This window comes from Methylobacterium oryzae (assembly GCF_021398735.1).
Taxonomy (GTDB): domain Bacteria; phylum Pseudomonadota; class Alphaproteobacteria; order Rhizobiales; family Beijerinckiaceae; genus Methylobacterium.
In genome coordinates this window covers 2,108,880-2,133,412 of record NZ_CP090349.1, presented here as the reverse complement: position 1 = coordinate 2,133,412, position 24,533 = coordinate 2,108,880, and the positions used below count along the sequence as shown (strand labels likewise).

Here is a 24,533-nt window from a genome sequence, read left to right as displayed (position 1 = left end):
GAAGAAGACCTTTCGATTAGAACATTCCGTTGAGATTGGCTGATGTCTCGGGGAGGACCTGCAGCACATCCCAGTGCTCGACGATGCGGCCGCTCCCATCGAGACGGAAAATGTCCACGGTCGCGTAATCCTTGTCGCCCGGCCAGTGCTGGAGGCAGTGCAGCACGACCAAGTCTCCCTCGGCAATCGCCCGTTTGACCTCTACGCGCTTGCCCGGCCACTCGCGCGCCATTCGCTCAAAGTAAGCGATGAATCCGTCCTTGCCCGTGGCGACATGCGGGTTGTGCTGGATGTAGTCGTTGCCAGCGTAACGCTCGATGGCTTCGCGCGGACGGCAGTCATTGAACATCAGTTCATAGAACGCGACCACGTTCTCCTTGTTCAGCGCGAGATCGGCCATGCGTCCACTCTTTGAAACGACCCGGGACTTGGTTGTCGCCTCGAACAGCCCGCGGGATCAATGCCGCCGTACGCGCGAAGGCGCATCTCGGCAGGATGCGCGAACGCTTCCCGCTTGATGTACGGCAACCGGGCAAAGCCGTCGCCCCGGCCGCCGACGCTGACATCGGTGAACGTCAGGCCCACTCATCGCCGGGATCCCTAACTCCGGTTGTTCGGCGAGGTCCGACAATCTCGCGGCGGTGCGTGGATCTCCACGTTCGTTGTCGCGAGCCGCTGCGGAGATGGGCGAGCCCTTCAGGCCCACGAGGTCGCCGAACCAGGCCTGATGGAACCGGCGCCGGGCGCGGCAGCATAAAATGCCGGGCGGGTCTCGAACTCCGCACATCTTGCCATCCCGCAGCCATCCTTCAGCGTCCGTGTCCGGCCGCGGCGGCGACAATGGGGGCAGATAAGGCGAGGGAGAGCCATGCTAGCCAACGATCTGGTCGAACTCGACCGTCGGCACCTGATCCATCCCGTAACGGCGTGGCGCCAGCACGAGGAACGGGGGGTTACGGTCATCGAGTCCGGGGCCGGCTCTTACGTCACCGACAACCGCGGCAAGACCCTGCTCGACGGCTTCGCCGGCCTTTGGTGCGTCAACGCGGGCTACGGTCACGAGAGCGTCGTGCAGGCGGCCACCGAGCAGATGCGCCGCTTGCCTTACGCGACGGGCTACTTCGGTTTCGGGAGTGAGGCGGCGATTCGCCTCGCCGCGCGCCTCGCCGAACTGACGCCCGGCGACCTGAACCACGTCTACTTCACGCTCGGCGGCTCCGACGCGGTCGACAGCGCGGTTCGCTTCATTCAAAACCTTTACCGGGCGACCGGACGGCCGGAGAAGCGGCACATGATCGCCCTCGGCCGGGGCTACCACGGGTCGACCTCGACGGGCTCCGGCCTGACGGCGCTGCCGATCTTCCACCAGAACTTCGACGGCCCGTCGGCCTTCCAGCACCACATCCCTTCGCCGTATCCGTACCGCAACCCGGCGGGCTCGTCCGCGGAAGCTGTCATCGCCGCCTCCGTCGCGACGCTGCGTGCCAAGGTGGAGGAGCTCGGCGGACAAGAGCGCGTCGCGGCGTTCTTCTGCGAGCCGATCCAGGGGTCGGGCGGCGTGATCGTCCCACCGGACGGCTGGCTCCGCGCCATGCGCGAGGCGTGCCGCGAGCTGGACATCCTGTTCGTCGCCGACGAGGTCATCACCGGTTTCGGCCGGACCGGACCGATGTTCGGATGCGAGCATGAGGGCGTGGTTCCGGATATCATGACCGTGGCCAAGGGCCTGACCTCCGGCTACGTGCCGATGGGCGCGGTCATCCTCTCGGAGGCCGTCTACCGCGCCATCGCGGACGCCAATCCGCCTGGCGCCTCCATCGGTCACGGCTTCACCTACTCCGCCCACCCGGTCAGCGCGGCGGTCGGCCTTGAGGTGCTCAAGCTCTATACCGAGGGCGGCCTCGTGGAGAACGGCCAGCGGGTCGGGCGCTACCTGATGGAGCGCCTGGGCGGCCTCTCGGACCATCCGCTGGTCGGCGAGGTCCGCGGGCGCGGGATGCTGGCCGCCGTCGAGTTGGTCGTAGACAAGCACCGCAAGACCAAGCCGGACCCGGCGGTCGGCCTCGGCGCGAAGCTCTTCGAGCACGGCTACGAGAACGGCCTCATCTTCCGGGCCTTCGCCGACGACGTGATCGGGTTCGCCCCGCCCCTCTGCTTCACCCGGGACGACGTCGACCTGCTGGTCGAACGCCTGCGCCGGACCCTCAACCAAGCCCTCGAAATCAAGGAGATTCGCGATGCCACGGCTCACTGACTACAAGGCCCTCACCTTCGATTGCTACGGCACGCTGATCGACTGGGAGAGCGGCATGGTCGAGGGGCTGAAGCCCCTGACCTCCCGCGTCGAGCGTTCCCTGACGCGCGACGAGATCCTAGAGGCGCATGCCCGGCACGAGTCGTCGCAGCAGCGCTACACGCCGGGCGTGCGCTACCGGGATCTCCTGCCCATCGTCTACAAGCGGCTGGCCGAGGAATGGGGCGTCACCGTCACCGTCGACGAGTGCGTCACCTACGGTCGCTCGGTCCGGAACTGGCCGGCGTTCCCGGATAGCGCCGGAGCGCTCCAGTACCTGAAGAAGTATTACAAGCTTGTCATCCTGTCGAACGTCGACAACGAGAGCTTCGCCGCGAGCAACGAGAAGCTCGCCGTCGAGTTCGACGCGATCTACACGGCTGAGGACATTGGCTCCTACAAGCCGAGCCCGCGCAACTTCGAGTACATGCTGGAGAAGCTTCCAGGCCTGGGCGTCGAGAAGGCGGACATCCTTCACACGGCGGAGAGCCTGTTCCACGACCACAAGCCGGGGAAGGCCGCCGGCCTGGCGGGATGCTGGATTCACCGTCGTAGTGGCCAGGAAGGCTTCGGCGCGACCATGCATCCGGGGGACATGCCCGAGTACGACTTCCGGTTCACGAGCATGGCGGATCTTGTGAAGGCCCACCAGGAAGCCCTCCGCTCGGCGTAGACCCACGACGATTTTCGGGGATGATGCCCCATGCTTTCAACCCCGAAACTCGACCGCATCGACGTCAACATACTGGCCCGGCTCCAACAGAACGGGCGGATGACGAATATCACGCTCGCCAGCGAGGTCGGGCTATCGCCCAGCCCTTGCCTGGCGCGCGTGAAGCGGCTGGAGAAGGCCGGATACATAAGCGGGTACGGCGCCCACCTGAACCTAGCCAAGCTTGGCGAGGCGCAGCTTGTCTTCACCTCCGTGACGCTCGGCGACCATCGTCGAGAGGATTTCGTCCGCTTCGAGCAGTCGATCCGGAGCGTAAACGAGCTCGTCGAATGTCACCTAGTCAGCGGCGGCTTCGACTATCTATTAAAGTTTATGACCCGCGGAATTCCGCACTACCAGCAGGTGATCGATAATCTTTTAGACCGCAAGATTGGAATTGCAAAATACTTCACTTATATTGTAATCAAATCTCCGATTGCCAAGAACCATGTTCCGCTTGAAGCAATTCTGTTCGACGATTGAAATGTCCTCCCATCGACGTCCTTGAGACGCTTCACAAGTCGCCCTCTGCCTATGAAGGAGCAGCGCGGCCGCTCCTGCCGCCTCCTTCCTCACCGAGACCTCGACCGCCGAGTTCGGCGTTGGGCCCCGGTCGTGGCTTCGGGTCGACCCCGCCTGGCATCGCGCTGGGCCTGATCCGTGGCGACCTCGCACACCGGGCGGGCTAGTCCCCCGTCCCCACGTCAATGATCCCTTCGGCGCATCCCTTCGCGGTCCCGAAGATTTCCTGCGAGCGCTCGTTCAAGGCCAACCTGCCCAGCCGCCCGAGGTCGATCAAGACGAGGCCCATGCTCCGGACCGCCGCCCCCGTCCCGGTCTTGGCGCGCCATCGGCCGGTGCGTGTGTCTCTAGTCTCGCAGCGCGCCGAGACCGCCCATTGCCCGGCGCCGGTCCGCTCGAACGCCAGCGACGTCGTCAGCTCGTCGTGCCCCCGGCGTTCGGTCGTGCCGGCGTGCCAGCGGGGCTGATCGATTGGGCCAGCCGCCGCCGAACCAGCCGCCAGGATGGCGGCCAGGGTAAGGAAGGTACGCATCACACTCTCCGTTGACACTTACTGCATGCGCCGGCCCAGGGCCTAAGTGCGGCTCTGGGCAGACCGCCAAGCTCAGACCTCGACGACGAGGGCCGGGTTGAACCCCGGGTTCTCGACCTTCACTGCGGCCGCCTGCCCACGCCACGCCGGCGACGTGGTGACGTAGCCCCGCGGGTTCGCGACGATCCTCGTGCCGCCGACGCGGTAGTCCCGAGGCTCGTGGATGTGGCCGTGGATCCACAAGTCCGGGGCATGCGGCCCCTTCAGCACGGCGGATAAGTCGCTCGCGTACGCCGCGTCGAGGGGTTCGCGCCATGCCTCCGTGCGCAGGCTCCGCTCGTGCGGCGCGTGGTGCGTGACGACGACCGTCCGCCCATCGAAGGGCTCAGCCAGCGCAGACTCGATCCGCCGGCGCTGCACGACGTGCAGGCTTGCGGAGAACCGGGGCAGGAACTTGCTGTAATCCCTGGGCCCGTGTCTCCACTTGATCGCCCGGACGTCGGTCAGCCCGCCGACGCGGCTCGACGCCTCGTCGAACGCGCGTACGCGCTCGGCCGGCCGGATGTCCCAGTCTGTCCAGAGGGTACCCCCGATGAACCTGAGGCTGGCATGCTCGGCGACGTCGCCCTCTACGAGGAGCGTGACGTCCGCGGCGCTCGCCAGCTCGCGCGCCTCCTCGACCTCCTTCTGATAGGCGCCCCCGTAGAAGTCGTGGTTGCCGGGCACGTACACCACGGGACGGCCGTTGCTCTCGCGGAGGCGGCCGAGCCAGGGTAGCACGCTGCGACAGAGGTGCTCCGACACGTCTCCGGCGACCACAACGACGTCGTGCTCCGGCGGCGTCAAATCGAGCGGGGCAAAGTCGAGGTGGAGGTCCGAGAGGACCCACAGGCGCACGTCGTTCATGGCGAATCCTCCGGCCCTGCGCTTGGAGGCGCCTGGGCTTTCGCTGCTGTCGGGAATGCTGTCACCATACAGGCGAATGCTTTCAGAAACCCTGGGCGCAGGCCTAAAACTCACCCTTCAACAGGACTGGCGATCATCTCCCAGCGGAGCAGCCAGCCCCAGGCCCAGCCGTTCGGTTCGAGCCTCAGGACCCGACACCCGGTTACCGGGACGCATTACTCCGCGGTGACGAAGGTGTTTCAGCAAAACGGGTCGAACAGCAGCCGACTCCCGCCGCCTCCTGGGCCGGCGATGACGCGCTGGCCCTCGACCCTTGCGCAGACCTCGCGAACTCGGCGGACCTGGACGCGCGAGACGACGTCCGGGAGGACGACGAGGGAGACGTCGAACAGGAGGACGCGGGGCCCGTGCCCGACGACGCGGTCGTCCTCCCGGATCGACCAGAGCCTCATGCGGGTGTCCCAGTACGCCTGTGTCACGGCTCACCTCCGCATGGCAGCGGGCCGAACGCGAGCGCCAGGGCCTCGGTCTCCAGCGCCATCCGCAGGGCGTCCGGAGCGGCGGTGCACCCTCAAGCCTCCTGCCGGATGATGCGGTCGACCCGCAGGCCCGCCGCGATGGCGATTAGACCGCAGACACGCCTGAGCGACCAGGCGCGACGGATATGCTCGCGGACGATCGGAAGGGTGTCCTGCCGTTGTGTGACAACCTCCATCAGCGTCGCCGGACTGGGGCAGGCTCGGCGACGAGCCGAGCCACATGCGCGCCATCGAGGCGACGCTCGACGAGCAGGGCATCCGCGATCCGGCGCACCGCCGCAGCGTGCCGTCGGACGATGTCACGCGTCTCGCCGTACAGCCTGTCGAGCAAGGCAGAGGTCTCCGCCTGCAGGCGCGGGTCCGATATCAGTGCCGTGACCGGATCCCGCTCGACGGCGATGAGGCTCCGCTCGCCCAACCCCCATTCCCCAAGCATCCTCACGGCGATGCTCGTCACCGTCAGCAAGTCTTGCCGAGCCCCCGAGCTGGCACTGTTGAGGATCGCCTCCTCAGCCGCCCGGCCCGCGAGCCCGATGCGGATCCGCGCCTCCGCCTCAGCACGTGTCCAGACGCCGGGGTCCGGCCCGACGAGCTCGACCCAACCGCCGGTGCCCTCGCCGGCCTGTAGCGTCACGATCAGGTCGCGGTCAGGGTTCTCGATGTGCGCCAGCAGGGCGTGCCCGGACTCGTGAACGGCCAGCCGGTATCGCACCGCCAACGGCATGTCCGCCTCGCCCGCTCCCGCCACCGCCAGCAGGTCCCCGACGTCGAGCGGCCGCCCAGCATGCCTCGCCCGCCGCCGTGCGTCCTCGACGAAGGCCTCGATCTGCGCCCCGGTATACCGCTCCGTGCGGTACGCGACGGGCAGGAGATCGGCGTCGCTCAGATCGTCGCCTAAGCGGACGCGCAGCATCGCGACGCGCTCCTCCACATCTGGGAGTCCGATCATGATCGTCTTACCAAGACGCCCCGGCCGCCGGATGGCGGGGTCGACCCGGTTTACGTCGTTCGTTGTCGCAATCACGACGACGCCCTCGCGGCCGCCGGCGCCATCGAGTTGCTCCAGGAGCCCGTTTGAAACTTGGAGGGAGTAGTCAACGTGCTTGTGCTGGATCGTCCGCCGGTCAACGAATGTGTCGATTTCGTCGATGAGCAGGATGCACCCGCGCCGGCCCGTCGCCAGTGCCTTTGCCCGCGCGAAATCCTCCCGCATCGCCTTGAGCAGCGTCCCGAGATGAGCCTCGCCCGCGCCCTGCCAGGCCATTAAGGAGGCGCTGATGAACGGAAGGGATCCCGTTGTTGCAAGGGCCTGCGCAAGCAAGGTCTTTCCGGTGCCGGGTGGGCCCCCCAGCAGCAGGCCGTTCGAGACCGTCGACCAGTGGGCGCCCTCTCGCCAGCCCGCTAGATCGACGAGGAGGCTGCGGCACCACTCGACTGCCTCACGGGCGCCGTGAAGCTGATCGAGCGTCAGGTCCCGCCCGCGTCCCGACGCCGGCGTCGGCGTGACTAGACGGACGATGTGCTCGACACACTGCCTAGGATCCCGCCCCGGACGGACCGCCGATGCAAGGTCAGCCGCCGTAAACGCCAGCCCCTCCAGCCGGGCGCGGTCAGCCTCGGTGAGGGCCTTTCCGGTCGTGCCACGGATGACGGCGGCCACATCCGAGGCGCCGATAGGCGAAAGCATAAGGCGGTGATCGGCCGCCCGCAGCGCTACGGCCGGCAGGCACGTCGCCGCGTCGGGGGATAGGGCCAGGACCGGCTTGTCGCGCCGCAAGTAGGCGACGTACTGCCGCTCTCTCTTGGCCACGTCGGACCCCTTCATAGGCGCATCCTCGATGACGATCTCAACGCCGGACGGGAGCTCCCGCTTCGTCTCGGTCGTGTCCTTCAGGATCGCAAGCGTGAGCGTGTCCGGCACGTCGAGCAGGACGACACCTCCCACACCGGAAAGGGCCTCGCGAACACCGGGGACATTGAGCGTTCGCCGGAGCTGAAGCGACGCAGCGTGCGAGACCGGAGGCTGGCCGGGATCGACATCGTCGAGGCCGTCGAAACAGGCATCGTCCTCGGGCCTGGCCCGCGGCGCAGTTGTCGTAACCACGGCCGCCTTAGCGACGAGATCTTCCCAGGCCATCTGCCTCGCGCGCATGCGGCTCTCGGGGCGCCACGCATTCTCGGCGTCGTACCACCCGAGCTCGATCTTGCGGGCGGCGTACGAGACCTCAGAACGTGTGCAGCTTGTCTGACGCCTCTCCACAGGATCCGCCAGCGTCGCGAAGTACATCTCCAGCGAATGCATCGCGCGCACGGCGCACTCGTAGTGGCCGGCTAAGGCGGCGCAGAATCGTGCCCGCCGCGCCCATTCGTCGAGTGTCTCGCGCATATGCGCGGCGCGCGCCTTATTGACGGTCTCAAGCTCGCAGGCCTGCGCGAAGCCCAGCACGTGGACGACCTGGCAATCCAACGTCAAGGCGTCGGAGGCACGCCGGACACTTTCGGGGCTGCATGAGAAATCCGTCTCGGACGCCCAGGCGGCCATATCGGCGCATGGGTGGCCGGCGGTCGTGTGACCGATGGCGAGCTCGTGATACGTCGGGGGAACGGCGGGGATGATTTGTGCGGGCGTGTGGTCACCCGCGCGGGCGGCCTGCGCCCGACGCTGTGCGTCGTCGACCATCTGTATGTCCTCAGTGCGCACCGGCTTGGCCAGTGCTTCGGGGATGAAAGACCCTACAGGGAAGGCGTTAAAATTCCCCTGCCAGGCGGGCGGCGGACCTGGCTTTTGCCGCCGCAGCCGCCCCTCGCATCTCGTCGACGAGCTCGACGGCCCGGACGAGGATCCCCTCTAGTCGGCCGGTCAGGACCTGCTTACCAGTCGTCGACATCGGGCCCGGGCCGTCGTCACCCATCCCGTACTCCTCGATGTGCTCCTCCCACATGTAAGCGACGGCCTGCAGGCAGTAGCCAGTCGCCCGCGGGTACTCCGTCGCGCTGGCGCGCCCGAGCATGTCCAGCAAGGGCGACGGCAGGCCGTGCGAGATGATGCGGCCCTTAGCCACGGTCCGCAGGCTCAGGCCCGAGGCCAGGGCCATGGGGCCGACGTATTCCGGACCGTAGACCCGGGTGGCCACGCGCGTAATCTCGTCCGACAGCGCCTGCGCGATCCGCTCGTGCTCGACGGGCACGCCGTGGATCAGGGGCTGCCGGCCGTCGTACGACAGCACTTTCCCGCCGATGATCTCCGGCGTCCGCCGCCGCAGCCCGGCGAGCGGCGAGACCTTGGCGTCGACGAAGCCCACAGCGTGGCCGGGGATGCCAGCGGCGCGGTCGGGGGGCACGGGGGCGAGATGTATGCGCATGGGTCCCTCAGGGGGCTGCGAGCAGGTCTACGGGTGTGGGACGGCCGCCGTCGTTGGCGGCGACCCAGATGGCGAGGCGGAGCGTTCAGGGGCGCCCGCGATGGTGACGGTGGTCCGGCTCACAGCCCGGCCTTCCGGAGCTTGGCGACGCAGCGGGGGCAGTCTGCCGGCTCCGCGCGGACGTCGCCCCAGCCTATGGACCGAGGGCCGGGCTTGGCCCCGCACAGCGCTTTGCCGACGCCGGACCACACCCCGCATTCGTCCTCGGAGACCAAGTGGAGGCGACGGCCCTGATCGCCCTGGTTACCGGTGCGGAGCGTGCCCACCATGTCGGCGGCGCGCCATGTCGACCCGTCGGGCAGGACGTAGCGCGGGGCCGCGGCGAGGAACGCCTCGCGCTCGGCGTTGAGGCGGGCGGCGGCCTCGCGCCCCTTGGCCTCGTAGGCGGCGGCCTCAGCGGCACGCTCCTCAAGCGTGCGCGTGTCCCGCGCCTCGGCCGCGATGCGGTCGAGATATCCGAATATGCCCACGGCGGTGATCCCTGCAGCGATGGCGCCCCGGCGGGATTGCCGGGGCGCGTGGTGACGGGATCAGTGCCCGAAAGGGTCGTAGCCGACGGCGTCACGGGCAGACTTCTCGGCCGCGAGCTCGGCATCATGGGCCCGCAGCTTGGGCAGCAGGCGGTCGACGAGGGCTTCCGACGCGACGGCACGCTCGCTGTCGTAGATGGCCGAGTTCCAGCCGGTCAGCTTCGCGAGGCGCCGGTACATATCCTCGACGCTGCGGATCATCTGCAGGGTCGCGTCGGGGTCGGCGAGCGGGTGGTCCTCCGGGTACCCGAGGAGCGCCGCGTACGCGCCGGGGTGCTGGCAGGCTCGCAGCAGGTCCCTGAGCCAATCGAGATCGCCGATACGCCGATCCTCGACGCCCTCGGGCCCGTGGACGGCATACATGACGCTGAGGGGAGTGATGGGCAGGACGGGCTCGACGTATCCGACCTCGCGGGCGTCGGCGTCGAACGGGCCGACAACGGGGTTCGAGCGGGTGTTCATGACGATACTTCCTGAACCTGAGGGCGCCCCGGCGGGATTGCCGGGGCGCGGGGTGGCGGGGGGTCGGACCCCCTGGGGTCAGGCGTCGTCGCGCTCGTAGACGACGAAGCGACCGTCGACGGCGGCGTGGACGTAGTGCGTGTCCGTCCAGTAGATGCCGTGTGCCAGGACGGTGCCGCGCGGTTCGACGGCTCCCTCATCGTGGGCCGGGAGGTAGCTGTCGATCAGGGCGCGGAGCACATCCGGCGTGAGCCCGGCGGCGATCCGGCAGACGTCGTCGAGGCTGGCGGCCTGCTGCATGGCGAGGCTGGCGGCGCCGGCGGTGAGGGCCATGGCGGGGATTCCTGAAACCTGAGGAGGCGCCCCGGCGGGATTGCCGGGGCGCGGGTGGCGGGATCAGGCAGCCTCGCGTTCGGCGATGAGCTCCAGCAGATGGTCGCGGACGGCGAGGTCGAGGGCGAGCCGGAACTCCGGATTGTCGGAAATGGCGTCGTGGTAGTCGCTCGTCCCGTTCTGGCCGATAGTGGAGTCGACGCACAGGTTGGCCTCGTACAGGGCGTCCTCCGCATCGAGGTCGGCGATGATCTTCTCGTGGTCGCCGATGAGCCGCTTCTTGACCTCGTCAAGGGCCTCGTCGACGGCGCCCTGGTCGACGTCGAGGTCCTGAAGGCGGCCGCTGGTAGTCCAGCGGTTGACGCTGCCCTTCTGGACGGAGAGGAACAGGCGTTCGGTGCACTCCTGGGCGACGAAGCTGTTGGCCTCCACGTGCCGGTCGGCCTCGGCCTCGGAGTAGAAGGTCTCGATGCTCTGCGTGGTCGTGACGGTCCACGTCTGCTCGGTCTCGCCGTCGACGTAGCGCGAGGGCGCCGTGCCCGTCTCGATGGTGGGGACCTGCGTGCGGGCTTCGGCGTAGGCGTCAGCGACGGCCTCCTCCGCGGTGTTGCCGAGGCCGAAGATGGCCGTCTGGTTGGCCTCGACGGCCGGCACGGCGATGAAGTGGCGGACGTCGGTGGCGCGGAGGATCTGCCGGATGTCTTCCACCGGCACCGGGCCGAACTCGGCCTTGAGGCGGTCGATGAGCTCCTCGGTGGCGGACTCGTAGTCGGCGCCCTCTGGGGTCTCGTGGGCGATGTGCTGCTCGATGGCCTCGGCGGCGAGGTCGCGGTCGGCCTGGGTCCGGGCGGACTTCCACGCGGCGATGACGGTGTCGATGTTGACGCTCACTGTCTGGTTTCCCTGCTGGACCGCACGCTGGCTCAGGCCGGCGCTTCTGGTATGGCAGATTTAATCTGACACGGATGCCGGGTCAAGCCCCCGTCCTGTGATCCCCGATCACACACGCCCTCGACGATTCCCCCGTGCTCGCCGAGGATGCCTCCTCACTCCCCGCCGGGCACGGCCGGGAGCCAGCGCGGTGCCACGTGCGGGGGCCATCCCGGGGGCCTTGTCCGGGACTGCAAGGGGCTCCGCGTGGCAGTGCGGGGCCCCTTTCTCGTGCTGGGGGACTAGGCGAATCCGGATTTCCTGCTTCGATCGAGGGCGAGCCCCGGCAGCTGACCCGGTGATAGCGCCGGACTGAAAATCCGGAGAGCGACGTTCGACTCGTCGCCGGGGCACCAGACATCCGGAGGGGACCGGACGATGACCACCATCGAGATCACCAGCCGGGTGACCCGGCGCTCCCTCATGGGCCGCTCTAAGGACGTGCTCGCGACGCGGGTGCTTGAACTCATGGACGAGCTCGCCGGCGTCTGGAAGGCGCTGGAGCGTGCGGAGGCCGGGGCCGCGAGGCCGAGGCCGCCGTCGCGCAGGTCAACGCCGGCAACGAGGCCCCCTCACGGCAGGCTGACGACCTGTTCGTCCTCATCCAGCAGGTGGCGGCCGCCGCCGTCTCGCCACCGGCCCGCGCCTCCTCCGTCCCTGCCGTGGGGTCCTTCGGACGAGCGAGGCCCTGCTCAAGAAGGCGATGACCGCGTGCACGATGGCCTACGTCCACGCCTGGCATCTCGCGTTCGCGTGGGCTCGGGCCGTCGATACCCTGACCGCGGGATCCCATTGCTGAGACCATCGAGGAGACCGTGCTTCGCCTCCGCGCCGAGCGCCTGACGCAGGCCGGCATCGCCGAGCGCCTCGGCCTGCGCCTGTCCCTGATCACGGAGATCCTGCGCGACGCCGGCGTGCGGGGAAAGCTGGATCCCGACCCGACCGGCGCGCGCCTTTCCCGCATCCTAACGCTGCTCGCCCCCGGGCTACACGCAGTTCCGCATCGCCACCGAGGTCGGCGTCTGCCAGGTCCAGGTGTCGGAGATCCTCAAGGCCGGCTACCGGCGCCACCGGCATGCCTCCCGGCGTAAGCGGTCGAAGGCCGCCTAGCGCAGTCTCGTCAGCCCATCCCGCACGACCGCCTCGACCGCCTAGCCCAGGCCGTCCGTCTCGCGGCCATGCTCCCGCGTCTCGTATATCGCGGCCGGCTCGCCCTGGCGCTCGACGAGGACTGTGGACCGGCGGGGGCCGACCATCACGCGCATGGTGACGTCGACGTTACGACCGGCGCCGGGGCCGTCCTCGACGGGATGGAGGGGGGACTTGGTCAGACCGGCAGGGTCGCAGCCCGCGCCGGCGGCGGCAATCCGCAGCCTCGCCCAAGGACAGGCCCGCCCAAAACCCGCCCAAGGGCCAGACATGGAAAAGGCGCCACGGGGGCGCCTCGGTGAAAATCTTTGTCTGAGAAGAGTTTATTTGGTGGGCGCACTAGGGTTCGAACCTAGGACCCGCTGATTAAGAGTCAGCTGCTCTACCAACTGAGCTATGCGCCCGATCGCTTCTGCGACCGCCCGGTGGCCACCAAGTCCGTCCGGGGTGGCGGGCTGATACCAACGCGGCCGGGGCCTGTCCACCCCCGGCCGCCGCTTTTTCTCATTCCGCCGCCGCATGCTGTGCATGCACGCGCACGGAATGGGCCGACAGCTTGTTCAGCGCCGAGAGATACGCCTTCGCGGACGCCACCAGCGTGTCCGGATCGGCGCCGCGCGCGGTGACGCTGCGCTCGCCGTCCCGCAGCCGCACCGAGACCTCCGCCTGCGCGTCCGTGCCGCCGGTCACGGCATGGACCTGATAGAGCTCCAGCTGCGCCTGATGCGGGACCAGCGCCGAGATCGCGTTGAACACCGCGTCGACCGGCCCGTTGCCGTCCGCCTCCTCGATCCGCGTGCCGGCCTCGTCGGCGATCCGCAGCGTCGCGCGCTGCGGTCCGCGGGTTCCGGCGATCACCGACAGGGAGACCAGCCGGATCCGGTCGTGGGCCGTGGCGAGGTTCTCGTCGACCAGCGCCTCGATGTCCTCGTCGTAGACGTGCTTTTTCCGGTCGGCCAAGGCCTTGAACCGGTCGAAGGCGTCCTGGAACTGGTTGTCGGACAGGTGCAGGCCGAGATCCTCCAGCTTGGAGCGGAACGCCGCCCGGCCGGAATGCTTGCCCATCACCAGGGAGGTCTTGGTCAGCCCGACCGAGGCCGGCGTCATGATCTCGTAGGTCTCGGCATTCTTGAGCATGCCGTCCTGGTGGATGCCGCTCTCGTGCGCGAAGGCGTTGCGGCCGACGATCGCCTTGTTGAACTGCACCGGGAAGTTCGTGGCGTGGCTCACGAGCTTCGAGGCGCGGGTCAGCATGGTCGATTCGACGCCGGTCTCGTAGGGCAGCACGTCGGCGCGCGTGCGCAGCGCCATCACGATCTCCTCGAGCGCGGCGTTGCCGGCCCGCTCGCCGATGCCGTTGATCGTGCACTCGACCTGCCGGGCGCCGCCCTCGATGCCAGCCAGGGAATTGGCGATCGCGAGGCCCAGGTCGTTGTGGCAATGGACCGAGAACACGGCCCTGTCGGCGTTCGGCACGCGCGCGCGGACGTTCGCGAACATGTCGCGGTACTCGGTCGGCGTGGCGTAGCCGACCGTATCGGGGAGGTTGATCGTCGTGGCGCCGGCCTTGATCGCCGCCTCGACGCAGCGGCACAGGTAGTCGAGCGGCGTGCGGGTCGCGTCCATGGCCGACCACTCCACGTCCTCGACGAGGTCGCGGGCCTGGGCCACGGTCTTCAGGATGATCTCGACGACCTCGTCCTGGCTCTTGCGCATCTGGTGCGCGAGATGGATCGGCGAGGTCGACACGAAGGTGTGGATCCGCGCGCGCTTGGCGTGGCGCACGGCCTCGCCGGCCCGGGCGATGTCGGCGGGGATCGCGCGGGCGAGTCCGGCGATGGTCGCGCGCTTGGTCCTCCGGGCGATCTCCGAGACCGCCTCGAAATCGCCGTTCGACGCGATGGGGAACCCGGCCTCAATGATGTCGACGCCCATCGTGTCGAGTAACTCGGCGACCGCGAGCTTCTCGTCGAAGGTCATGGTGGCGCCGGGGCACTGCTCGCCGTCGCGGAGCGTCGTGTCGAAGATCAGGATCCGGTCGCGGGCGGAAGCGGTGCTGGTCGTAGTCATGGCATTACCCTGTCGCGGGCCGCCCGGCACGTGATGGCGCGGCGCGGCGTGGTGCCCTCGCGGGCGGATTCGCGAATGAAAGAACTCCCCTGAAGGCCCAGGCGCGCGCCCGGACGGCCCTCAGGGGCGGGTAAGCAGAAGCGGAAGAAGGAGCCCGGAGCGGCGCGCACGGGACCGAAGCGCCGTAGAGGCGGCGCGGGCGGTCTCGATCGCTGAGCCGGCTCTGGCCAAGGCTCGTCTCTCCTGTCGGCGACCCGCGCGGGACGTTCTCACGGCGCGGTGCGGCCCGTAGGTATCCCCGGATCGACCGGAACACAAGCGAGACCGGCGCGTCCGGAGGCGCGGACCGGGGCTGTCGCGGCCGGCAGGTCCGCGAGGATCGCCGCCGCGAGATCGTCGTAGAACAGCATCTGCCCCGCGGCCCAGACCTCGAACTCCGCCAGCAGCGTCGGGTCGAAGGCGGTCAGGTGGCCGCCGGCGATCCGGATCCATCCCGCGGCCTCGGCCTCGCCGAGCAGGTTGCCGACATGGGCCCGCGACACGTCCAGCCGCTCGGCGAGGCTGCGCAGGCTGAGCGACACCGCCGCCGGCGCGCCGGGCACCGTGGCGGCATAGTGGGCCCCGACCAGGGCCGTGAGCAGCGGATAGCCGCAGTCCCGTCCTGCGAAATGGAGCACCCGCGGGAACGGCGCGATGAGCGTGCCGTGCCGCAGCACGTGGGCGGCCGAAAGGCGCACCAACTCCCCGAGCCGGTCGGGGCCGTCGAGCATCCCGGCGTGGCCCGGGTCGCGACGGGTCACCGCGTCCATGGCGGCGACGAACAGGCGCCCGCTCCGCGCGATCTCGGTCACCAGGGCCGGCGCCGCCTGCAGGCATTTCACGCGCCCGTCGCCCCGATCCGCCACCGCGGTGACGAAGCGCCCGGCCTTCAGGGCCGACACGAAGCCGGCCGTCTGCCTCGGGCTCGATCCCACCATCGCCTGGAGGACCGTCAGGGTGGGACGCGGGCCCCCGTGATGGCGCCACGCGTAGTCGTTGTGGATCAGCATGAACGAGACCACGTAGCGCCCGATCTGATTGAGCAGCTTGTGGCTCGGCCAAACAATCTGCGCCGGTTCGATCATGCCCTGGCAGTAACCGGCGACCGCCGGGCGGAAATCGCGCTCGGATCGAAGCAGAGTGATCCGCGCCCGGAAATGATCGTCCAACATCCGCGCCCCGACTCAGCCGGATCCCGACCGAAGGGATGCCGCGCGCCCGGCCTTCGGTCCAGGATTTCCTGCAAAGTTTGGACTCGGTGGTGAAGAACGCGCCGGGATACGACTCGCAGTGCTTGTCTCAGCGCTGCCGGAGCGAGCGGTCCGCCGGGCCTGGCCGGCGTCAGATCCGAAGGGGACCGTCCACCGTGTGCGATCTGCATCGACCCTCTCTCTCCCGGCGCGGCCTGCTGGCCGCGGCCGCGGCCGGTACCGTGATGGGGGCTTCCGCCGGGATCCGGCGGGCCGAGGCGGCCCCCGACGGCGCGCGATCGAACGCCATCACGCCCGAGGCGGCCCTCACGCGGCTGCGCGACGGCAACGGCCGCTACGTCGCCAACACGTCGACGAACCGAGACTTCTCGGCCGGTCGCGCCGCGCGGGCCGCGGCGCAGTATCCGATCGCCTGTATCGTCGGCTGCGCCGATGCCCGGGTCGCCCCGGATTTCATCTTCGACCAGGGACCGGGCGATCTGTTCGTCGTCCGCGTCGCCGGCAACTTCGTCACCACCGACGGTCTCGCCAGCCTCGAATACGGCGTGTCGGTCCTGGGCGCGCCGCTGATCCTCGTCCTCGGCCATTCCGATTGCGGGGCCGTGAAGGCGACGATCGACGTCATGAAGACCAACGCGTCGCTCCCCGGTCATCTCCCCGTGCTGATCGAGGCGATTCGCCCGGCGGTGGATCTGGCCGAAAAGGCGCGTGCGCAGGATCCCCTGGCCGAGGCCGTCGCCCAGAATGTCCGGCACAGCGTCCGGCGCCTCGAGCAGGCCGGCCCCATCATCGCGGAGGCCGTCGCCGCCGAGCGGGTGAAGGTCGTGGGCGGCTTCTACGACATCGGCACCGGCCGGGTCGTGATCCTCTGACCGCGGTGCCCGATCCGTCCCGGCCTGCGGGCCGGCGCTTTGCCGAAGCTTGCCAATGACGGTGCAGCCTCGATAAAGCCCGCCGGCACGTCGAGACCGAACCCGCGAGACCGTCATGGCCAGCTACAAGCTCCTGCTCCTCCCCGGCGACGGGATCGGCCCGGAGGTCGCCGGCGGCATGCAGGTGGTGCTCGACACCCTCAAGGAGACCGGTCTCGCGACCTTCGAGACCGAGACCGACCTCGTCGGCGGCAGCGCCCTCGACGCGCACGGCGTCCCGCTCGCGGACGCGACCCTGCAGCGCGCGAGTGACGCGGACGCCATCCTGCTCGGCGCGGTCGGCGGACCGAAATGGGCCGGTGTCGCCTACGAGAACCGCCCCGAAGCCGGCCTGCTGCGCCTGCGCAAGGAGCTGGACCTCTTCGCCAACCTGCGGCCCGCGATCTGCTACCCGGCGCTGGCCGAGGCCTCGGCGCTGAAGCGCGAACTCGTCGAGGGGCTCGACATCATGATCGTCCGGGAGCTCACCGGCGGCGTCTATTTCGGCGAGCCGAAGGAGATCACCACGCTGGAGGACGGCTCCAAGCGGGCGGTCGACACCCAGGTCTACACGACGGCTGAGATCGAGCGGATCGCCCACGTGGCCTTCGACCTCGCGGGCAAGCGCTCGGGCCGGGTCGCCTCGGCCGAGAAGCACAACGTGATGAAGTCGGGCGTTCTCTGGAAGGAGGTCGTCACCAAGGTGCACGCCGCGCACTACGCCGACCTGCAGCTCGAGCACATCCTCGCCGACAACTGCGCCATGCAGCTGGTGCGCCGGCCCAAGCAGTTCGACGTGCTGGTGACCGACAACCTGTTCGGCGACGTGCTCTCCGACATCGCCGCCATGCTCACCGGCTCGCTGGGCATGCTGCCGTCGGCCTCCCTCGGCGCGGTCGACGCGAGCGGCCTGCGCCGCGCGCTCTACGAGCCGGTCCACGGCTCGGCGCCCGACATCGCCGGCCAGGACAAGGCCAACCCGATCGCCATGATCGGCTCGCTCGCCATGTGCCTGCGCTACTCCTTCGGCCTCGGCGACGCGGCCGACGCCCTCGACGGCGCCATCACCGACGCCCTCGCGGGCGGCGCGCGCACCGCCGACATCGCCGGCGAGGGCACGAACCCGATGGGCACGCGCGCCATGGCCAGCGCGGTGGCGGACGCGCTCCGCACCCGGGTCGGCTGAGACACGTCTTCGGCGCGTCGCAGCACCGGGGTCGGTCCCCAGCCGCGTGTTTCGACGCATGGCGGTCGGGCGCGACCTTCGCTATGACGCGCCCATCGAGGATTGGGAGCGTCATGAAGGCCGGAGACGGGGCGTCTGAGCGCGCGAGCGCGGATTTCGGCTTCGAGCGCGTGGCGCTCGACGAGAAGCAGGGGCGCGTCGACAGCGTCTTCCACTCGGTCGCCCGCCGCTACGACATCATGAACGACCTGATGTCGGCGGGCCTGCACCGGGCCTGGAAGGCGCAGCTCGTCTCGATGCTGCGGCCGCCGCAGAACCGCGCCTTCGCGCATCTCGACGTCGCCGGCGGCACCGGCGACGTGGCCTTCCGGGTGCTGGCCGCGGGCGGTCCGCGCACCCGCGTCACCGTACTCGACATCAACGAGTCGATGCTGCGGGTCGGCGCCGAGCGGGCACGGGAGCGCAAGGTCGACGAGGCCGGCGACCGGATCGCCTTCGTGACCGGCAACGCCGAGGCGCTGCCGCTGCCGGACGCGTCCTTCGACGCCTACACGATCGCCTTCGGCATCCGGAACGTGCCGCGGATCGAGACGGCGCTGGCCGAGGCGCGGCGGGTGCTGAAGCCCGGTGGGCGCTTCCTCTGCCTGGAATTCTCGGCCGTCGACATCCCGCTGCTCGACCGCATCTACGACGCCTACTCGTTCAACGTGATCCCGCGCATCGGCGCCCGGGTAGCCGGGGACGCCGAGTCCTACCGCTACCTCGTGGAGTCGATCCGGAAGTTCCCGACCCGCGGCGCCTTCGCGGGCATGATCGAGCGCGCGGGTTTCCGGCACGTCACCGACCGGGCGCTGACGGGCGGGATCGTGGCGATCCATTCGGGCTGGAAGGTCTCTTGACCGCCGCCGCGCGCGACGGGAGCCAGCACCGGTGATCAGCGCCGCCGTCAACTTGTTTCGCGGCGCGCGGGTCGGCTTCGTGCTGGCCCGCGAGGGCGCCCTCGCCCTCGTCGACCCCTCTGAGCTGCCCCCGCACCTGCGCCTCGCCCTGCGGATCGGCCGCTCCCTCGAGCGGCCCGGCCTCGACGACGGGGCGGCCCGGCTCTCTGCGGCGATGACGCGCCTCGGCCCGTCCTACGTGAAATTCGGCCAGTTCCTGGCGACGCGGCCCGACATCGTCGGCATGCGCGCGGCCTTCGACTTGGAGAAACTGCAGGACCGGGTGCCGCCCTTCCCGCAGGCGGTCGCGCTTCGCACCGTCGAGGCCGCCCTCGGCAAGCCCGTGAGCGCCCTGTTCGTGTCGTTCAGCGAGCCGATCGCCGCCGCCTCGATCGCGCAGGTCCACAAGGCGATCGTGCAGGATCCCGACGGCACGCAGCGCGCCCTCGCCGTGAAGGTGATGCGGCCTGGCGTCCGCGAGCGCTTCATGCGCGACCTCGAGGTCATGCGCTTCATGGCGCGGGTGGTGAACGCCCTGTCGCCGCAGGCGGAGCGGCTGCGCCCGCGCGAGGTGGTGGAGATCCTCGCGCGCTCGGTGCTGATGGAGATGGATTTCCGCCTTGAGGCGGCGGCCGCCTCCGAGCTCGCCGAGAACACCAAGGACGATCCGGACTTCCGTGTGCCGAGGCCGGAATGGGAGCTGACCGCCCGTGAGGTGTTGTCGGCCGAGTGGATCGAGGGGACCCGCCTGCACAGCGCCGCGGAGCTCGCCGCCCGGGGGCATGATCCGCAGATAATCGGCCGGACCGTCATCCAGAGCTTCCTGCGGCACGCGATCCGCGACGGCTTCTTCCACGCGGACATGCACCAGGGGAACCTGCTGGTCGATGCCGAGGGCCGGCTAGTCGCGGTCGATTTCGGCATCATGGGCCGCCTCGGCCCGAACGAGCGCCGGTTTCTCGCCGAGATCCTGCTGGGCTTCATCCTGCGGGATTACCGCCGGGTGGCGAAGGTCCATTTCGAGGCGGGCTACGTGCCGGCCCATCACTCCGTGGAGGATTTCGCGCAGGCGATCCGCGCCATCGGCGAGCCGATCCACCAGCGCCGGGCCGACGAGATCTCGATGGCCAAGGTCCTGACCCTGCTGTTCGACGTCACGGCCCTGTTCGACATGAGCACCCGCACCGAGCTGGTGATGCTCCAGAAGACCATGGTGGTGGTGGAGGGCGTCGCCCGCTCCCTCGACCCGCGCCTCGATATGTGGACCACGGCCGAGCCGGTCGTGCGCGCCTGGATCGCCCGCAACATGGGGCCGGTCGGCCGGGCGCAGAGCGGCCTGGACGCCCTCAAGGTCGTCTCCGACGTCGTCGGCGACATCCCGGACCTTGCCATACGGTTGAAGCGCGTGCTGGTCCGCCTCGACGAGGCCGGCACCGGCGATGCCCGCCGGCTGGAGCGCTTCGCCCGCAACGAACGCTACCGCGCGATCTGGTCGACGCTGGCCTTGTGGGGCATCGCCGTCGGCGCGCTGATACTGGCGTTCCGGGGTCTCTGACGCGGCACCATCCCCGATCCGGGACCGGGACCGCCGTGGTCCGCGGGCGCTCAGCCGGGCCCGGGTCCCTGGGCGGGCGCGTCCTCCGTCGCGGGGACCAGGGCACGCAGCTCGCGGGCCAGCTCCTTGAGCCCGGTCGAGCCCTTGGCGAGCACCCTGTCGGCCTGACCGGCCAGACGGCGCCGGTCCTCGGCCGTGATGTCCTTGGCGGTGAGCACTACCACCGGCACGTCGCGGCTGTCAGGCCGGGCCCGCAGCGCCCGCAGGAACGCGAATCCGTCCATCTCGGGCATCATCAGGTCGAGCAGGATGAGGGATGGGCGCTCCGTCTCCAGGGCTGCCAGAGCGCGCAGGCCGTTCTCGGCCTCGCGGACCGGGAAGCCCTCGCGCGCGAGATAGGCGCAGACGTGCTCGCGGACGTCGGCCTCGTCCTCGACGACGAGGATCGCGCCGTCACCCGAGGCGAGGCGGAAGCGGTCGACGATCTGGCGCAGGCTTCCCCAGTCGATCGGCTTCTGCAGGTAGTCGGTGGCGCCGAGGGAGAAGGCGAGGTTCTGCTCGTCCAGGACCGTCACCATCACGATCGGCGTCGCGCCGATCTCGGGATCGGCCCGGATGGCCCGCAGCACCGCCCATCCGTCCATCTGCGGCATGGTGACGTCGAGGAGAACGGCCCGCGGATGCAGGCTGCGAGCGAGATCGAGCCCGCGCCGCCCGTCCTCGGCGACCGTCACCGAGAAGCCCTCGCGCTCCAGGAAGCGCGCCAGCAGATCGCGGGTCGCGGCGTCGTCGTCGACCACCAGGATCGTCCCGCGGTCGCCGTCTCCCGATGCGGCCGGGTCCGCGTCCTCGGCCGCGGCGGCCTCGAAACGGTCCGGCAACGTCAGCGTGAAGGTGGTGCCCTGCCCCTCGCGGCTGTCCACGGTGATCGAGCCGCCCAGCATCTCGGCGAAGGCCCGGGTGATCGCGAGGCCGAGCCCGGTGCCGCCGAACCGGCGCGTCGTGGAGGCGTCGGCCTGGGTGAACCGCTCGAACAGCTTGCCGACCTGCTCCCGCGTCATGCCGATGCCGGTGTCGGTCACGCAGAAGCGCAGCGCACCGTCCGCCCGGGCGACCGCCAGGGTGATCCGGCCATCCTCGGTGAACTTCGCGGCATTGCTCAGGAGATTGATCAGGCACTGCCGCAGCTTGGTCACGTCGGTATGCGCGCTGCCCAGGCCTGGCTCCAGCTCCAGCGCCAGGGTGTTGCCCTTCTTGGCGACGAGACCCTCGACCGTGACCGCGACCTCCTGCACCACGGCGGCGACCTCGAAATCCTCCGCGTAGATCTCGACCCGGTCGGCCTCGATCTTCGAGATGTCGAGCACGTCGTTAATCAGGCCGAGGAGGTGGCGGGCGTTGGTCTCGATCTTCTTCATGTCGGTGACGAGATCGGCCTCGCCGATATCCTCCAACTCCTCCTGCACCATCTCGGAATAGCCGATCACCGCCGAGAGCGGGGTGCGCAGCTCGTGGCTCATATTGGCCAGGAACTGGCTCTTGGCCGCGTTGGCGGCCTCGGCCGCCGCGCGCGCCGCCTCGATCGCGGCCTCGGCCTCCTTGCGCTCGGTGATGTCCGTGTGGGTCCCGACCCACTCCCGCAGGGTGCCGTCGGGTTCGAGGATCGGGACGGCGCGCACGCTCATGTGCCGGTAGGTCCCGGAGGCGGCTCGGATCCGGTGCTCGGTGGCGTAGGGTTCCAGGCTGGTGACAGCGCGGGTCCACGCGGCGCGGGTATGCGCACGGTCCTCCGGGTGGACCGCGTCGAGGAAGCCGAGCCCCGCGTAGGCGGCCTCGTCCTGGCCGGTGAAGCGGGTCCAGGCCGTCTGGCGGCGATGGAGGCTCCCTTCCGGGTTGGCGGTCCAGACGATGGCGGCGCTCGCCTCGATCAGCGAGCGGAAGCGCTCCTCGCTCCGGCGCAGCCGGGCCTCCGCGAGGTGGCGGATGGTCTCGTCGACCACCACAAGGCCGACGCCCTCGACGCTCTGGTCGGCCGCCGCGCTCTCCTCGCCCCGGAGCGGATAGAAGCTCATCGAGAAATGCCGCACGCCGCCCGGCGCCGAGGGGGTCGGCACCGCCACCGGCACGTTCGGCGAGACCAGGCCTTCCGTCAGGGCCGCGGCCAGCTTCGGGGCCAGCTCCTCCCGCAGCGTCGGGAGCATGGCCCAGATCGGCGCGCCGAGATCGGCCCCGAAGCCGCGCTCGCTCATGGTGGCGAGCGCCCGGTTCATGTGCCTGATTTTCAGGTCACGGTCGAGGAAGCCGAGCCCCACCGGCGCGTTGGCCAGCACCCCGTCGAGGAGACGGGACATCCGCAGGGATTCCTGCCGTCGCACCAGGGCGAGGCGCGCCAGCAGCACGATCGCTCCGAGGGCCGCCGCCGCGGAGAGGAGGAACAGCAGGAGTTCGCGCCACGCTTCGTGCGCCTGGATGGTCGCGAGCTGCTCCAGGGTCGCGGCCTGCCGGGCCGCCGATTCGGCGCGGATCGCGTCCATCAGCTGCTTGCCCTCGCCGGTGCGGACGAGGTCGATGGCGGCGTCGAAGCCCCGGTTCCGCCGCGCCTCCACCACCCGGGCGGCGAAGTCGCGCTTCTGCGCGATCAGCCCGGCGAGCGACGGGCCGCCGGCTCGGACCGACTCCTGCGCGGCGGCGCCGAGGCCGGTCAGCTCCGTGTCGATCTTGGTGAGGGCGGTCGTGTAGGGACGGAGGTAATCCTCGCTGCCGACCAGCACGAAGCCGCGCTCCCCGGTCTCCAGGTCCTTGACCTCGGAGATCAGGCGCTCGATCCCGGCGATCGTCGCGTTCGCCCGGGCGGTCGCGGCCCGGTCGGTCTCGCCGGTCACGTAATTGGCCGTGCCGCTGCCCAGGGCGACGATCAGCAGGATGAAGGCGACGGGCGAGCCGAGGAGCCAGCCCAGCGGGCCGGCGCCGCGCCAATTGCGCCGGCGCAGGCCGAAGATCGATCCGGCACGCGACGGGGCGCTCACGTCTCCACCAGCCCGGTGGTGGCGCCCGACGCCTCGGAATCCGGCCGGCCGTGCGGCTGGCCGAGATATTCCCGCGACCGCATCTCGATGAGGCGCGAGACGGTCCGGTCGAACTCGAAGGCCTCGCGGCCGGTCCGGGCGGTGTAGAGGTCCTGCGCTTCGGCGGCCGCGGAGGCCACGAGCTTCACATGCCGGTCGTAGAGCGTGTCGACCAGCGTGATGAAGCGCTTGGCCTCGTTCCGCTCCGCCTCGCCCATCACCGGGATCCCGTCGAGGATCACCGTGTGGTAGGCGCGGGCGAGTGCCATGTAGTCGGAGGCGCCGAGGGGCTGGCGACAGAGATCGTCGAAGCCGAACCGGGCCACGCCGGTCGCCTGCTCGGGAACCGCCACGGCCCGGCCGTGGACCGTGACCGTCGCTGGGAGGCCGCGAGCCTTGCCGGTCAGGGCCTTGAAGGCGGCGTCGAGGGCCGCGCGCGCCGCCGCGTCGGCGGGGACATGGTAGACCGCCGCGCCGCCGAGCTTCTCCAGCCGGAAATCCGTCCGGGAGTCGAGGCGGACGACGGTCACGCGTTCCTGGAGGTTCGCCACGAAGGGCAGGAACAGCGCCCGGTTGAGGCCGCCCTCGTAGAGTCGGTCGGGCTCGACGTTCGAGGTCGCGACGACGGTGACGCCGCGCCGGAACAGGTGGTTGAACAGGCGACCCAGGATCATCGCGTCGGCGATGTCGGTGACAGTGAACTCGTCGAAGCACAGCAGGGTCGCCTCGTCGGCCAGCTGGTCGGCCACCGGTCCGATCGGGTCGTCGCCCTTGACGGTGCCGGCCTTCAGCGCCTGACGGTAGGCGTGGATCCGCTCGTGCGCGTCGGCCAGGAAACCGTGGAAATGGACGCGCCGCTTCGGCTCCGGCGCCGCCTCGTGGAAGAGGTCCATCAGCATGGTCTTCCCGCGCCCGACCGAGCCCCAGATGTACAGGCCCTTGATCGCCTCGGCCTCGTCCTTGCGACGGAACAGCCACCCCAGGGCGCTCGTCTTGCTGGCCCGCTTGCGGCGCTGGAGGTCGACGACCAGCCGGTCGAGGGCGCGCACGAGGTGCGCCTGGGCGGGATCGCGCTCGATGGCGCCGGTGGCGACCAGCGCCTCGTAGCGCTCGTGGACCGGGCCTGGCGAGACCGCACCGGCGAGCGCCGCCGGCGACGAAGCTATGGGCTTGCCGGATCTGTCGTTCACGCCGCCGGTTCCTCGCTGCTGATCGCGGTACCGGTTCG

At 69.7% G+C, this 24,533-nt stretch carries 21 protein-coding genes and 2 tRNA genes; 8 read left to right on the top strand and 15 right to left on the bottom strand.

Annotated elements, in window-relative coordinates; genetic code table 11:
* Positions 1-16 precede the first annotated feature (16 nt).
* Positions 17-400: an ester cyclase gene (locus tag LXM90_RS10240; RefSeq protein WP_234082556.1), complete on the bottom strand. Its 384-nt coding sequence runs from the start codon at positions 398-400 to the stop codon at positions 17-19.
* Between the two features lie 468 nt (positions 401-868).
* Here LXM90_RS10240 and LXM90_RS10235 point away from each other — a divergent pair, with 468 nt between their 5' ends.
* From LXM90_RS10235 to LXM90_RS10225, 3 genes are read left to right on the top strand one after another with little or no spacing between them, the layout of a single operon-like run.
* The gene (locus LXM90_RS10235; RefSeq protein ID WP_234082553.1) at positions 869-2,254 is read left to right on the top strand and encodes an aminotransferase class III-fold pyridoxal phosphate-dependent enzyme; all 1,386 of its coding nucleotides are present in this window, start codon (positions 869-871) and stop codon (positions 2,252-2,254) included.
* Positions 2,238-2,966, top strand: coding sequence for a haloacid dehalogenase type II (locus LXM90_RS10230; RefSeq protein WP_234082551.1), 729 nt, complete (start codon positions 2,238-2,240; stop codon positions 2,964-2,966). The genes LXM90_RS10235 and LXM90_RS10230 overlap by 17 nt, the downstream gene beginning before the upstream one ends.
* Positions 2,967-2,996: 30 nt before the next feature.
* Positions 2,997-3,488, top strand: a complete 492-nt coding sequence (locus tag LXM90_RS10225) for an Lrp/AsnC family transcriptional regulator (protein ID WP_234082549.1) — start codon at positions 2,997-2,999, stop codon at positions 3,486-3,488.
* Between the two features lie 202 nt (positions 3,489-3,690).
* Here LXM90_RS10225 and LXM90_RS10220 read toward each other — a convergent pair whose 3' ends face one another.
* The 9 genes from LXM90_RS10220 to LXM90_RS10180 form a co-directional block, all read right to left on the bottom strand.
* Positions 3,691-4,059, bottom strand: coding sequence for a hypothetical protein (locus LXM90_RS10220; protein WP_234082548.1), 369 nt, complete (start codon positions 4,057-4,059; stop codon positions 3,691-3,693).
* A gap of 72 nt (positions 4,060-4,131) precedes the next feature.
* A complete protein-coding gene (locus LXM90_RS10215; RefSeq protein WP_234082545.1) occupies positions 4,132-4,965 on the bottom strand; it encodes a metallophosphoesterase in 834 nt (277 codons plus the stop codon).
* A 239-nt stretch (positions 4,966-5,204) separates the two neighbouring features.
* Entirely contained in the window at positions 5,205-5,444 is a 240-nt protein-coding gene (locus tag LXM90_RS10210; RefSeq protein WP_234082544.1) for a hypothetical protein, read from the bottom strand.
* Between the two features lie 235 nt (positions 5,445-5,679).
* Entirely contained in the window at positions 5,680-8,184 is a 2,505-nt protein-coding gene (locus LXM90_RS10205; protein ID WP_234082541.1) for an AAA family ATPase, read from the bottom strand.
* A 67-nt stretch (positions 8,185-8,251) separates the two neighbouring features.
* Positions 8,252-8,866, bottom strand: coding sequence for a hypothetical protein (locus LXM90_RS10200; protein WP_234082538.1), 615 nt, complete (start codon positions 8,864-8,866; stop codon positions 8,252-8,254).
* Between the two features lie 119 nt (positions 8,867-8,985).
* Positions 8,986-9,396, bottom strand: a complete 411-nt coding sequence (locus tag LXM90_RS10195) for a hypothetical protein (RefSeq protein ID WP_234082534.1) — start codon at positions 9,394-9,396, stop codon at positions 8,986-8,988.
* Positions 9,397-9,456: 60 nt separating this feature from the next.
* On the bottom strand, positions 9,457-9,918 hold the full coding sequence (locus LXM90_RS10190; RefSeq protein WP_234082531.1) for a hypothetical protein: 462 nt from the start codon (positions 9,916-9,918) through the stop codon (positions 9,457-9,459).
* A 78-nt stretch (positions 9,919-9,996) separates the two neighbouring features.
* Entirely contained in the window at positions 9,997-10,251 is a 255-nt protein-coding gene (locus tag LXM90_RS10185; RefSeq protein ID WP_234082528.1) for a hypothetical protein, read from the bottom strand.
* A gap of 63 nt (positions 10,252-10,314) precedes the next feature.
* Entirely contained in the window at positions 10,315-11,142 is an 828-nt protein-coding gene (locus LXM90_RS10180) for a hypothetical protein (protein ID WP_234082525.1), read from the bottom strand.
* A gap of 319 nt (positions 11,143-11,461) precedes the next feature.
* Here LXM90_RS10180 and LXM90_RS10175 point away from each other — a divergent pair.
* Positions 11,462-11,537, top strand: a tRNA-Phe gene (locus tag LXM90_RS10175).
* A gap of 1,121 nt (positions 11,538-12,658) precedes the next feature.
* Here LXM90_RS10175 and LXM90_RS10170 read toward each other — a convergent pair.
* The 3 genes from LXM90_RS10170 to LXM90_RS10160 all read right to left on the bottom strand — a co-directional run bounded on the left by LXM90_RS10170 (position 12,659) and on the right by LXM90_RS10160 (position 15,611).
* Positions 12,659-12,734, bottom strand: a tRNA-Lys gene (locus tag LXM90_RS10170).
* Between the two features lie 100 nt (positions 12,735-12,834).
* Entirely contained in the window at positions 12,835-14,400 is a 1,566-nt protein-coding gene (locus LXM90_RS10165) for a 2-isopropylmalate synthase (protein ID WP_020092136.1), read from the bottom strand.
* 269 nt (positions 14,401-14,669) lie between these two features.
* Positions 14,670-15,611: a hypothetical protein gene (locus LXM90_RS10160; protein ID WP_020092135.1), complete on the bottom strand. Its 942-nt coding sequence runs from the start codon at positions 15,609-15,611 to the stop codon at positions 14,670-14,672.
* Positions 15,612-15,805: 194 nt separating this feature from the next.
* Here LXM90_RS10160 and LXM90_RS10155 point away from each other — a divergent pair, with 194 nt between their 5' ends.
* From LXM90_RS10155 to ubiB, 4 genes are all read left to right on the top strand, one after another.
* A complete protein-coding gene (locus LXM90_RS10155) occupies positions 15,806-16,522 on the top strand; it encodes a carbonic anhydrase (RefSeq protein ID WP_020092134.1) in 717 nt (238 codons plus the stop codon).
* A gap of 115 nt (positions 16,523-16,637) precedes the next feature.
* The gene (gene leuB / locus LXM90_RS10150; RefSeq protein ID WP_020092133.1) at positions 16,638-17,747 is read left to right on the top strand and encodes a 3-isopropylmalate dehydrogenase; all 1,110 of its coding nucleotides are present in this window, start codon (positions 16,638-16,640) and stop codon (positions 17,745-17,747) included.
* 113 nt (positions 17,748-17,860) lie between these two features.
* Entirely contained in the window at positions 17,861-18,646 is a 786-nt protein-coding gene (gene ubiE, locus LXM90_RS10145; RefSeq protein ID WP_020092132.1) for a bifunctional demethylmenaquinone methyltransferase/2-methoxy-6-polyprenyl-1,4-benzoquinol methylase UbiE, read from the top strand.
* A gap of 31 nt (positions 18,647-18,677) precedes the next feature.
* Positions 18,678-20,240 carry a 2-polyprenylphenol 6-hydroxylase gene (gene ubiB / locus LXM90_RS10140; RefSeq protein WP_020092131.1) on the top strand — a complete coding sequence of 521 codons (1,563 nt, stop codon included), beginning with the start codon at positions 18,678-18,680 and terminating at the stop codon, positions 20,238-20,240.
* A gap of 50 nt (positions 20,241-20,290) precedes the next feature.
* Here the strand turns inward: ubiB and LXM90_RS10135 are convergent, their stop codons facing one another.
* Both LXM90_RS10135 and zapE read right to left on the bottom strand, forming a co-directional pair.
* Positions 20,291-23,266, bottom strand: coding sequence for a response regulator (locus LXM90_RS10135; RefSeq protein WP_020092130.1), 2,976 nt, complete (start codon positions 23,264-23,266; stop codon positions 20,291-20,293).
* The gene (zapE, locus tag LXM90_RS10130) at positions 23,263-24,495 is read right to left on the bottom strand and encodes a cell division protein ZapE (RefSeq protein ID WP_020092129.1); all 1,233 of its coding nucleotides are present in this window, start codon (positions 24,493-24,495) and stop codon (positions 23,263-23,265) included. Before zapE ends, LXM90_RS10135 begins: the two co-directional genes overlap by 4 nt.
* Positions 24,496-24,533 lie beyond the last annotated feature (38 nt).

Bases quoted from the DNA above. Each gene is read 5' to 3' on its own strand.
- LXM90_RS10240 (WP_234082556.1), bottom strand. From the start codon at position 400: ATGGCCGATCTCGCGCTGAACAAGGAGAACGTGGTCGCGTTCTATGAA.
- LXM90_RS10215 (WP_234082545.1), bottom strand. From the start codon at position 4,965: ATGAACGACGTGCGCCTGTGGGTCCTCTCGGACCTCCACCTCGACTTT.
- LXM90_RS10220 (WP_234082548.1), bottom strand. From the start codon at position 4,059: ATGCGTACCTTCCTTACCCTGGCCGCCATCCTGGCGGCTGGTTCGGCG.
- LXM90_RS10230 (WP_234082551.1), top strand. From the start codon at position 2,238: ATGCCACGGCTCACTGACTACAAGGCCCTCACCTTCGATTGCTACGGC.
- LXM90_RS10200 (WP_234082538.1), bottom strand. From the start codon at position 8,866: ATGCGCATACATCTCGCCCCCGTGCCCCCCGACCGCGCCGCTGGCATC.
- LXM90_RS10190 (WP_234082531.1), bottom strand. From the start codon at position 9,918: ATGAACACCCGCTCGAACCCCGTTGTCGGCCCGTTCGACGCCGACGCC.
- LXM90_RS10160 (WP_020092135.1), bottom strand. From the start codon at position 15,611: ATGTTGGACGATCATTTCCGGGCGCGGATCACTCTGCTTCGATCCGAG.
- LXM90_RS10235 (WP_234082553.1), top strand. From the start codon at position 869: ATGCTAGCCAACGATCTGGTCGAACTCGACCGTCGGCACCTGATCCAT.
- leuB (WP_020092133.1), top strand. From the start codon at position 16,638: ATGGCCAGCTACAAGCTCCTGCTCCTCCCCGGCGACGGGATCGGCCCG.
- LXM90_RS10165 (WP_020092136.1), bottom strand. From the start codon at position 14,400: ATGACTACGACCAGCACCGCTTCCGCCCGCGACCGGATCCTGATCTTC.
- LXM90_RS10225 (WP_234082549.1), top strand. From the start codon at position 2,997: ATGCTTTCAACCCCGAAACTCGACCGCATCGACGTCAACATACTGGCC.
- LXM90_RS10185 (WP_234082528.1), bottom strand. From the start codon at position 10,251: ATGGCCCTCACCGCCGGCGCCGCCAGCCTCGCCATGCAGCAGGCCGCC.
- LXM90_RS10205 (WP_234082541.1), bottom strand. From the start codon at position 8,184: ATGGTCGACGACGCACAGCGTCGGGCGCAGGCCGCCCGCGCGGGTGAC.
- ubiE (WP_020092132.1), top strand. From the start codon at position 17,861: ATGAAGGCCGGAGACGGGGCGTCTGAGCGCGCGAGCGCGGATTTCGGC.